The following is a 9406-nucleotide window of genomic DNA, read 5'->3' on the forward strand; positions in this document are numbered from 1 at the left end:
GATCACCACCAGCCGCATGCGCCCGTCGCTGTGCGGGAGTTCGTCGGCGATCGCCGACGAGAGGCTCTGCAGGCCGGCGCACGCCGCGGCGATGCGGTCGGCCGTGTCGACATCGCAGCCGTGTTGTGCGATGCACAATCCGTCGGCCGACAGCACGACCACGTGTCGGGTCTGGGGGACTCCGTCGGCCAGATCTTTGAGGATCCAGTCCAGGTCAGCTCGTTTCTGCATCACGATCGCCCTTGTCCAGCAAGTCGTCACGAGTGTTTTCCGGGGACTCCGGGACCTTGGTCGCCGCAGGCTCGCCGGCGACGCCCTTGGCGAACGCGTCGAGCCACAGACCCGGCTCGGTCGCCGACGAGGAGGGGGCCGCGGAAGGCGAGGGTGCCTTGCGGGGAGCCGGGGGAGCCGTCACGGCGCCACCCGGGCGCCCGCCGGCACGCGGGGCCATGGCCCGGGCGCGCCGCTGACGCTGCGGCAGCCCGTTCGCCGTACGACCCACAACCTCGGCCGGTGCCTCTTCGCCGCGCGAGGCGAGGTTCGGCAGGGCGGAGCCGTACGACTTCTGCGATCGGGCGGCCGGAAGCGCCCCGAGACCGGGTGCCGCGCCGGAGATGATCGATTTGGGGGCGGCGGCGATCAGTTCCTTGGGGACGACCAGGATCGCGCGGACACCGCCGTACGCCGAGGGGCGCAGCGAGACCAGGAAGCCGTACGCCTGAGCCAGCCGGCCCACGACCGCGAGGCCGAGGCGCGGCGACTCGCCGAGGTCGGCCAAGTCGAGGCCCGCGTGGGCTTCTTCGAGCAACCGCTCGACACGCCGCCGGGCCTCGTCGGCCAGGCCGATTCCGCCGTCCTCGATCTCGATCGCGATGCCGGACTGCACCTCGCTCGCGCTCACCCGGACCATCGTCTTCGGCGGCGAGTACCGCGTGGCGTTGTCGAGGAGCTCGGCGAGCGCGTGGATCAGCGGCTCGACGGACGGACCGACCACCGCGACCTCGGCGATCGAGGTCAGTTCGATGCGCGGGTAGTCGGTGATACGCGAAGTCGCGCCCCGCAGAACGCTGTAGAGGGCGACGTTGTTCTGCCACTGGCGGCCGGGGCGGGCGCCACCGAGGACCGCGATGCTGTCCGCGAGGCGACCGATCAGCGCGGTGCCGTGGTCGATGCGCAGGAGATCGCCGAAGACGTCGGGGTTGGTCCCGTGCCGCTCTTCCATCTCCCGCAGGTCGGTGGCCTGTTGGTGCACGATCGCCTGGACGCGGCGGGCGATGTTGACGAACGCCCGCTGCGCCGAGTCGCGCATGCCTTCCTCGGCCTCGACGGCTTCCGCCGCCGTTTTGAGCACGTCGTATTGGGCGGAGGCGAACTCCGGGGTGATATCGGGGTTTTCGGCGATTCCGTACAGAACTTCCTGTGCGGTCTCGCCTTTTTGGAGGCGCCGGATCGTGGTGGGCAGCAGCTTCTCGGTGAGCTGCACCAGCGCGGCCTCCTGGGCGGCCAGGCTGCGCTTGAGCCCTGCGGCCTCGGCGGCGTGCCGGGCCTGCCAGTCGGCGAGTTCGGCGTCGTGCCGGCGCCGTTGCGCGGCTATGTGCCGCCCGCGGCGAGTCGCTTCCGCGGCGGCCAGGGCCACCGCGATGACGGCGCATGCGAGCGACACGGCAAGGGGGATGCGGGCGTCGCCTTCGACGAGGGCCACGGCGACAGCCGCGGCTGCGGCCGACGGAATGGTGGGCAGAAGCCAGAACAGACCAGCAGCGGTAGGACGTTGGGATTCGGGTGGGGACCCGACACGCACCATGGACATCCTCGAAATCGTGCGGACGGCGGGCTGAGGGGGACACGCCTGCTGCCGAAAAGGCGCAACAGCCTTCTGGCGGCACGCCAAGCGCCGTTGACGCGGTCGGGGGCGTGCCCCATGACACCGCACACGCAGCATGTATCAGGCTGTGGCGGCCCCGGCCAGCCCGACTCGACGGTCGGTGGCACTCCAGACGACGCGGCCACTGGTTGTAGTCGTCACACGTCATTGGGCCACTGGGGAGCATAGCCGGTTTGGACCAGGCCAGTGGCCACACCTGTCGAGCTGGGGGTTGGCGAATCCTGGCGTAACCGTGGCGCGTTCGTTGTACCAGCGACGATGCACCCACATGTCGCCGAGTCGACGTTGTCGCCTGTGCCGTCTCGGTGTGGCCTGAAGCGTGCCTGCGACCGTGCATGCACACGGGAAACGAGGGTAGCCGCGCAGCGACAAAGCGAAGACCGAGCAGATGTGCGAGCTGTGCGGCCGCGCGTTTTGTGCGGCGTATGAGTGAGCGGCGTACGAGTGTGCCGGCGGCGTCCATCGGAAGTGCCGGGACGCGCCGGCGAAGTGGTCGCAGAGCCCGCGTGATCGTGCCCCGACCAGGCGTCAGCCCGGCGCGCCTCTCCGGGGACCCGGGAATGGCCCGGGTGCGCGAAGCGGGAGGAAGAGCCCCATGGGATGTCTTTTGTTACCCCGCATACCCCGCATACCGAAGCGAGCGGGCGCGCTTCGGGGATGACAGGGCCCCTCCCTCGCCGACGAATCGAGGGCGAGGGCCGACACTCCGGCACCTCCGGCACCTTTGGCGCCCGGCGTCGCAACCGGAACCGTGGTACGTGCCATGGGCCGTCGACCGCGGCTGGGGCGCGTGTTCACGCAGACATGTCGGTGAGGCGGTCGCGGAAGCGAGAAGGGCGCTGCCGTGCGGCAGTTCGCCACGTGACCGAGCCCCGTCCGCGACGGGCGTCCTGCGACGGACGACCACGCGCCATCCGGAACATCCGCGTCCGAAGGAGGTGACACGACGTGGGCACACCCCCGGACCCCGTGCCACCGAATCCGACGCCGGCACCCGGACCGGGACCGGGTCCCGGCCCGGGACCGCTGCCTGGCCCCGCGCCGGGACCCGGCGGGCCCGATCCCGCCCCGCCCGCCCCACCACAGCCGGAGCCCGACCCGGAACCGCCGCCGCCACCGCGTCCGGAACCCGGTCCCCATCCGGGGCCGCTTCCGGGACCCGGGCCCGCGCCGGAGCCCGTGACCCGGCAGCGCAGCAGGACGCGCGCCGTCGTGCGCTCGGCACACGTGTCGGCCGGGAGCAGAAGACGAAGTCGGTCGGGCCGAGCACCGCGATCCGCGGCGCCCGCCCGGTGGGCCACCGACCTGCTTCGCAGGAGCTCGTTCGCTCCCCGCCCGACAGGCGGGGCCATCCACGGAGGGATCAGATGATCATCCTCGGACTCCTCATCGCGGCGGCGTGCGCGGCGTTCGTCGCGCTGCTGATCGCGTACAACACATCGGGCGGACCCGAGTACACCGTGCGTATCTTCGACCGGGACATGGTCACGCTCGACTCGTTGGCGATCTTCGTCTCCGGTGTCGCGCTCGCTCTGCTCTTCTGCCTCGGTCTGGCCCTCGCCATGGCCGCGCTCCGCGCGCACCGACGCGCACGCCGGCGGCACTACGCCACAGTGCCCGGCGATGCGGCCCTGCGCGGACGCTCGGCCCAGCCCGAGGGGGCGGGAGAGTGGCAGGCCGACCCGACGGTGCGCCCGCAGGGGGCCGAGACGCCGCGGCCTCGGCACGGGTCCACCGACTTTCCCGGCGGCAGCCCCCCTCAGGGCCGCGGCGGCTGACCGACACCCGATTCCTCAGGCACCTGGGGCCTGCCATGTTCTTCCACGACCGTGCGGACGCCGGACGGCAGTTGGCCGACCGGCTGGAGCACCTGCGCGACTCCGACCCCATCGTCCTGGGGCTGCCGCGCGGCGGCGTGCCCGTCGCCGCCCAGGTGGCCGCCGCCCTCGCGGCTCCGCTGGACGTTCTGGTCGTGCGCAAACTCGGCGTCCCGTTCCAGCCCGAGCTCGCCATGGGGGCGATCGGAGAAGGGGGCGCGCGCGTCCTCAACGAAGGCCTCGTGCGGGACTTCGGCATTTCGGATGACGAGGTCGCGGCTGTGGAGGCGGCGGAACGCGACGAATTGGAACGCCGTACCGACCGCTACCGACGCGGTGAGGCGCCGTACGACCTCACCGGACGCATCGCGATCGTCGTCGACGACGGCATCGCCACCGGCGCCACCGCGGCGACCGGTTGCCGGATCGTCCGGGCGCGCGGCGCCCGCCGCCTCATCCTCGCGGTGCCCGTCGCGCCGCCCGGCTGGAGTGCGGAACTCCGCGGAGCCGCGGACGAGTTCATCGCTCTGAGTACTCCCGCGGACTTCCTCGCCGTCGGGCAGTACTACCGGGACTTCAGTCCCACATCGGATGCCGAGGTCATCGATTGCCTCGACAAGGGCCGCCACGCCGTGCACCGTCGCGGCGGCCGGCGGTGATCCGTCGCCCCGCGGGTCCACCGCGGACAAACACGCACGCGGTGCCGGGCCGAAGCCCGGCACCGCGCGTTGTCACCGCACCACATCAGCGCGCTGCGCTGCACCGCCCCCGGTCCGCGCGGTGGAGGAGCCGACGGTCAGGGGCGGAGCCGTGTGGCCTGCTCAGCCGTTCTCGGAGAGAACGCTCGACAGGACGTTCGCCAGCGGGTCGTCACCGGTCTGCTGGATGGCGTTCGGGCTGCACACCTGGCTGGTCTGGTCGGTCAGGACGTCCTGGATCGGGACGTTGACGCCGATCAGCGCCGCGATCGGCACCTGGACGTCGACCTTCTGCAGGTCGAAGCAGTTGAGGACGCCGCCCTGCACGAGCGCCATGTTCGGGCTCATGACACCACTGCTGGTCGTGTTGCCGATGGCCTGGGGCGAGAAGTTGCCGGCCTGGACGGCAGTGTTGCCGTCGTCGTTGCTGCCCGCGAGCGCCTGCGGCGCGGTCGCCGCCGTGACCCCGAACACCGAGGCCGCCATAACGGTGGTGGCAGTGGCGCGCTTGAAGACGTTGGACATCGAGGTTCCTTCGTACGCAGTTGCTTGGAATGGAGTGCTGGTGCTGCCGCAGCAGACTGTCCAACCCGCTGACAGCAGTTTGGTTGCGCAGGTTCACCCGAATGCCGCAAGAATCGCCATCGGAAAGCTCATATGCCCGTCGGAAGAGCAGGGGAGCCAGCCTCCGCCCGCCACCTCGACGCTCCCGTCACCTCACCGGTAGTACGGGCCCGGACCGGGTGGTGGCTGGTGCGGATGAGGCGGGTGGCCCGGGTGCTGCGGCGGATACGGATGCTGCGGCGGACCCGGCGGCATGCCCTGGTGCGGGTGTTGCACGGGGCCGTGCGGCCCGCCCGGCCCGCCCCACGTGTTGCCCCGGTAACCCTGCTGCCCCATGCCCAGCGGACCGCCCTGGTGCTGCACCGCGTCGACCGGGTTGATCTCGGTCGACTGCACGAGCACCCAGCCGTCACCGATGAAGCTCAGCATCCATCCTTCGCCGGTCTGCCCGCGACGGCGCCAGATGCGTGTGGACGACACGGTCTGCGCCTCCAGGCGCGTGGTCAGGCCCACCGACCACGCCACCACGGCGTCCGCGTCGACGAACACCTCGCTGCGCGGACCGACCTTCATGATCAGCGGCAGCCCGGGGGTCGTCAGCGCGATCATGCCGGTGCCGCCTATCTGGAGCCCGTTGGTACCCGGCCCCCCGATGCGCTGCTCGGAGTCCAGGGCGACCGGCGTCCACGTCAGCCCCGGGTCCAGCGCGAGCACGGTGTCGTTGTCGACGATCAGGCCGTCGTTGTGCAACGGCACCAGATGGATGTGCTGTGCGTGGTTCGCCAGATAGACGACGCCCGTGCCGTAGCAGCGCATGAGCGACATGAACTCCGCGCCGTACGCCTGCGCGCGGGCCTCGCTCGGGGCCGGCATGTAGCCGTCGAACTCCACCGCGCCGGTGAAGGCGACCATCGCGCCTTTGCGCGCCAACACCTCGGGTGCGGACTGACGGTCGAGACGGACTCGCAATATCTGCGGGTTCTGCAGGCTGAACCGTTCGGGCGACTGGCTCGCCACATTGTTGAACAAGGGACTCTGCACCCCGACATGATCCCTGGTCGGAGGCACTGCGGTGAACAAATGACGGACCAACTCATGACACTTGGGCGAACGCACGTATCGTGCGGCGCAGCGTTCCCGTCCGGTGTGGTGGCGCGGTTCCGGCGTTCCCGGAGCAACGGTGTCGAACCGCTGCGACCTCGGACATCCCTGGACCGGCACGGCGAACAGCCGCCGGGACCCGAGCCAACGGAGCAGCAACCTGTCCGGTACCGGCACCACCGACGGCGGGACACGGGCGACCGAGCGTGTGTTCGACCGCCCGCCGCCCGCGCTGTCCGCACTGCCCGTCCCGGCACCGATTCGCATGCGGTCGGCGGAACCGCCCGCGGCGCAAGTCCGGGCGCGCGTGCTCGGCGGGCCGGCCGGGCCGCTGCTGTGCGGTCTCCTGGCTCTGGCCGCCTGCCTGTGGCGGGTGGACGGCCCGGTCCTGTGGCGGGACGAAATCGCCACCTGGACCGTGTCCCGCCGCGACCTGCCCGAACTCGTCGCGGTACTCGGCAACGTGGATGCCTCGACCGGCGCCTACTACGTCGTCATGCACGGCTGGACCGCGGTGTTCGGCGACTCCGCGACCGCGATGCGGATGCCGGCCGTGTTGGCGATGGCCGGCGCCGCCGCGTGTGTCGCCGCCCACGGACGCCGCGAGTTCGGGCCGCGCGCCGGGCTCGCCGCCGGGATCGTCTTCGCGTCCTTGCCGTCCGTCTCGCGCTACGGGCAGGAGGCGCGCGGCTACGGTTTCGTCTGCCTGACCGCCGCGACCGCCGTCCTGTTGCTGGCCCGTGCCCTGGAGCGCCCGGGCCTGCGGCGTTGGGCAGCGTACGCCGTGTCCGTCGCCTTTCTGGGACTGTGGCACCTGGTCGCGCTCGCCGCCGTGGCCGGACATGTCGGGTATTTGCTGCTGCGCCGACGTGAGGCCTGGCGGGGGTTCGCGGTCGCGGTCGTCGCAGGCCTCGCGCCGCTCGCTCCGTTGTTCGCCCTGGCCGCGACCCAGCGCGTCCGCCAGATCGAGTGGATTCCGCGTCCCGAACTCGACTCGCTGCAAAGTCTCTTGCCGCGTCTGGCGGCATCCGGGCCGGTCGCCGTCGGACTTGCGGTGCTGGCGATCGGCGCGTGGACGGCACGCCCCGCGCGCGGACCGGTCCTTCCGACCGCGATCTTTGAGCCCGCATTCCCTCGCCCTCGCGCGAAGCCGGGTGCGAGCCCGACCGCGCGACCCGGGTCGAGGCCTGTCCTGGCGGCGGTGACCGCGACGGCCGTGGCGCCGGTGGCGGTCGTGTGGGCGGCGTCGCTCGTCGGCGACACATCGTTCTTCCTGCCGCGGTATCTCCTCTTCACGCTCCCGGCCTGGGCGGTGCTCGCGGGCGCGGGCCTCGGGCTGCTGGCACAGCGCCTGACCCCCGCGGTTGCGGCGGCGGTCCTTGTCGCGCTGGTGGCGGCGGGTGTGCCGGACCACCGGGCGCTGCGCGCGTCCGGGGCCCACGAGCAGCGCGACCATCCGGAGCCGTCCGACATCTCCTGGGTCGACTACGCGGGCGTGGCCGACATCGTGCGCGCGGGACAGCGCCCCGGTGACGGCATCGTGTACTCCAGCATCGACCAGCGGCTGTGGCACGTCGACGCCGGTGTCGAGTACTACCTGCGCGGTGACCCCGTGCCGCGCGACGTCCTCGCGGGCCGGACCGGCGAGGACCGCGACGACCTGTGGACCCACGACTGCCTCGATCCCGCGGCCTGCCTCGACGCCGTCGGCGCGGAACGCATCTGGCTCGTGGCCGTGGTCCTGCGCGGGGCGCCGGCCGATCCGTACGCCGCGATGCCGCGCGACAAGGCACTGGCGCTGCGGGACCGCTACCACGTGGTGCGCAGTGTGGCCGTCGCGGGCGCGTACGTGAGTCTGCTCGAACGCGGGGCCACGCCGTCGGGCGGGACTGCGGACGCTTGTGCGGAGGGCGGGCAAAGCCCGTATCGGCGCTGGGTCTTCGGTGACGAGAGTCGTTGTGCGGCGGGTACCGGGCGGGCGGCGCGGACTGAACCGACGGGCGGGGGACCGGGCGGGCGGCACGGCTGACCGACGGGCGGGCGCCCGTGGTTCGCCGTTCCGCCCGGCACCGGCCTGACGCGGCATCAGTCAGCGTGCGCCCCAGGTGTTTCGGCCTGGTGGGCCAGAAGTGCGTCGACAGCCGCGTCCACGTCCTCCTCGGTCGTGTAGAGGTGGAACGAGGCCCGCAGCCTGCCCGCGCGCACCGCCGCGCGGATACCGGCCTCGCGCAGCGCCTCCTCGGCCCCGGGCGCGTCGACGGTCACGATCGCGCTGTGCCCGGGCGGTCGGCCGAGGCCGGCCAGGAAGCGGTTGGCGAGGGCGACGTCGTACGCCTGGATCTGCTCGACGCCGATCTCGCGCACGAGTTGGAGCGCCGGTGCGGCGCCGACCCACGCGAACCACGCGCGGGAGACGTCGAAGCGCCGCGCGTCCGACGCGAGCCGCAGCGGTGGTCCGTAGGTGGAGTCGCTCGTGTCCGCGCCCGCGGCGCGGCCCGCGGCGATGGGGACCAACCGATCGCGCACGCCCGGCGCGAGATAGGCGTACGCGGTCCCGCGCGGATGCATGAGCCACTTGTACGCGGCGACCGCGAGCACGTCGTAGCGGGTCGCGTCGACCGGCAGCCACCCCACGGCCTGTGTGCCGTCGACCACGACCATCGCGCCGTGTGCGCGGGCCGCCGCGACGATCTCCGCGTCGTCGGCGATCGATCCGTCCGCCGACTGCACGAGGCTGTAGGCGACCACATCGGTGCGCTCGTCGATGGATGCCGCCAGTTTCGCGAACGGCACCGCGACGACATCGACGCCGCGCGGCTCGTGGACCATCCACGGGAAAACGTTCGAGGTGAACTCGATGTCGGGGATGACGACACGGGTGCCCGGCGGGAGTGACACCGCGACCGGGGCGAGCAGGCTCGACACGTTGGCGCCGATCGTGATGTCGGAGACGTCCGCGCCCACCAGCGCGGCGAATTCGGCGCGTGCCGTTTCGTCTTCCCAGGCCTCCCAACTCGTCCGTCCGCCGCGCCAGTCGCGCTGTGCGGCGAGGACGGCCTCGTAGGCCGGCGTCGGTGGGAGCCCGTACGTGGCGGTGTTGAGCCATCCGGGTTCCGGCTGCCACAGACTGCGTGCGCTCTGCAAATCCATTTCTCGACGCTAAAACCGCCCGCACAGGCGCGGAAAGGGCCGCCTGCGCACAGGTGGCCTGGAGACGGAGCGGCGCGGAAACAGAGGTGGCGCGGAGAGCGGAGGCGGTCCGGCCGGGCCGTGGCGGATTCGCTCGGCCGGGCCGCCTCCGGGGGGCGGGGGGGGGGGGGGGGGGGGGGGGGGGGGGGGGG

Annotated in this window: 8 protein-coding genes; 3 read left to right on the forward strand and 5 right to left on the reverse strand. The window is 72.2% G+C overall.

Translation table 11 applies throughout. The features are described 5' to 3' along the window. Positions 1-231: roadblock/LC7 domain-containing protein (locus ACRX5W_RS18055; RefSeq protein WP_436789210.1), on the reverse strand; the 231-nt coding region annotated here is incomplete at its 3' end. Next, positions 215-1804, reverse strand: a complete 1590-nt coding sequence (locus ACRX5W_RS18060) for a sensor histidine kinase (protein WP_436789420.1) — start codon at positions 1802-1804, stop codon at positions 215-217. The genes ACRX5W_RS18055 and ACRX5W_RS18060, both read right to left, overlap by 17 nt. 1448 nt (positions 1805-3252) lie before the next feature. On the opposite strand from ACRX5W_RS18060, the gene ACRX5W_RS18065 reads away from it, so the two are divergent. Together ACRX5W_RS18065 and ACRX5W_RS18070 are read left to right on the forward strand one after the other, a co-directional pair. Then, a complete protein-coding gene (locus ACRX5W_RS18065) occupies positions 3253-3663 on the forward strand; it encodes a hypothetical protein (RefSeq protein WP_436789211.1) in 411 nt (136 codons plus the stop codon). A 35-nt stretch (positions 3664-3698) separates the two neighbouring features. Continuing rightward, positions 3699-4361 (forward strand): phosphoribosyltransferase, encoded by a 663-nt coding sequence (locus ACRX5W_RS18070; RefSeq protein ID WP_436789212.1) that lies wholly within the window; start codon positions 3699-3701, stop codon positions 4359-4361. Between the two features lie 162 nt (positions 4362-4523). On the opposite strand, the gene ACRX5W_RS18075 is transcribed toward ACRX5W_RS18070, so the two are convergent. After that, positions 4524-4925 (reverse strand): rodlin, encoded by a 402-nt coding sequence (locus ACRX5W_RS18075; protein ID WP_436789213.1) that lies wholly within the window; start codon positions 4923-4925, stop codon positions 4524-4526. 192 nt (positions 4926-5117) lie between these two features. Beyond that, a complete protein-coding gene (locus ACRX5W_RS18080) occupies positions 5118-6005 on the reverse strand; it encodes an AIM24 family protein (protein WP_436789214.1) in 888 nt (295 codons plus the stop codon). 139 nt (positions 6006-6144) lie between these two features. On the opposite strand from ACRX5W_RS18080, the gene ACRX5W_RS18085 reads away from it, so the two are divergent. After that, a complete protein-coding gene (locus tag ACRX5W_RS18085; RefSeq protein WP_436789215.1) occupies positions 6145-8094 on the forward strand; it encodes a glycosyltransferase family 39 protein in 1950 nt (649 codons plus the stop codon). A gap of 56 nt (positions 8095-8150) precedes the next feature. Here the strand turns inward: ACRX5W_RS18085 and ACRX5W_RS18090 are convergent, their stop codons facing one another. After that, positions 8151-9215, reverse strand: coding sequence for an aminotransferase class V-fold PLP-dependent enzyme (locus ACRX5W_RS18090; protein ID WP_436789216.1), 1065 nt, complete (start codon positions 9213-9215; stop codon positions 8151-8153). Positions 9216-9406: the final 191 nt, after the last annotated feature.

Source organism: Yinghuangia sp. YIM S10712 (genome assembly GCF_051388935.1).
GTDB lineage: Bacteria > Actinomycetota > Actinomycetes > Streptomycetales > Streptomycetaceae > Yinghuangia.

Excerpts from the sequence above, each read along its gene's own strand:
- ACRX5W_RS18060 (WP_436789420.1), bottom strand. The coding sequence starts at position 1,804 with ATGGTGCGTGTCGGGTCCCCACCCGAATCCCAACGTCCTACCGCTGCT.
- ACRX5W_RS18065 (WP_436789211.1), top strand. The coding sequence starts at position 3,253 with ATGATCATCCTCGGACTCCTCATCGCGGCGGCGTGCGCGGCGTTCGTC.
- ACRX5W_RS18070 (WP_436789212.1), top strand. The coding sequence starts at position 3,699 with ATGTTCTTCCACGACCGTGCGGACGCCGGACGGCAGTTGGCCGACCGG.
- ACRX5W_RS18075 (WP_436789213.1), bottom strand. The coding sequence starts at position 4,925 with ATGTCCAACGTCTTCAAGCGCGCCACTGCCACCACCGTTATGGCGGCC.
- ACRX5W_RS18090 (WP_436789216.1), bottom strand. The coding sequence starts at position 9,215 with ATGGATTTGCAGAGCGCACGCAGTCTGTGGCAGCCGGAACCCGGATGG.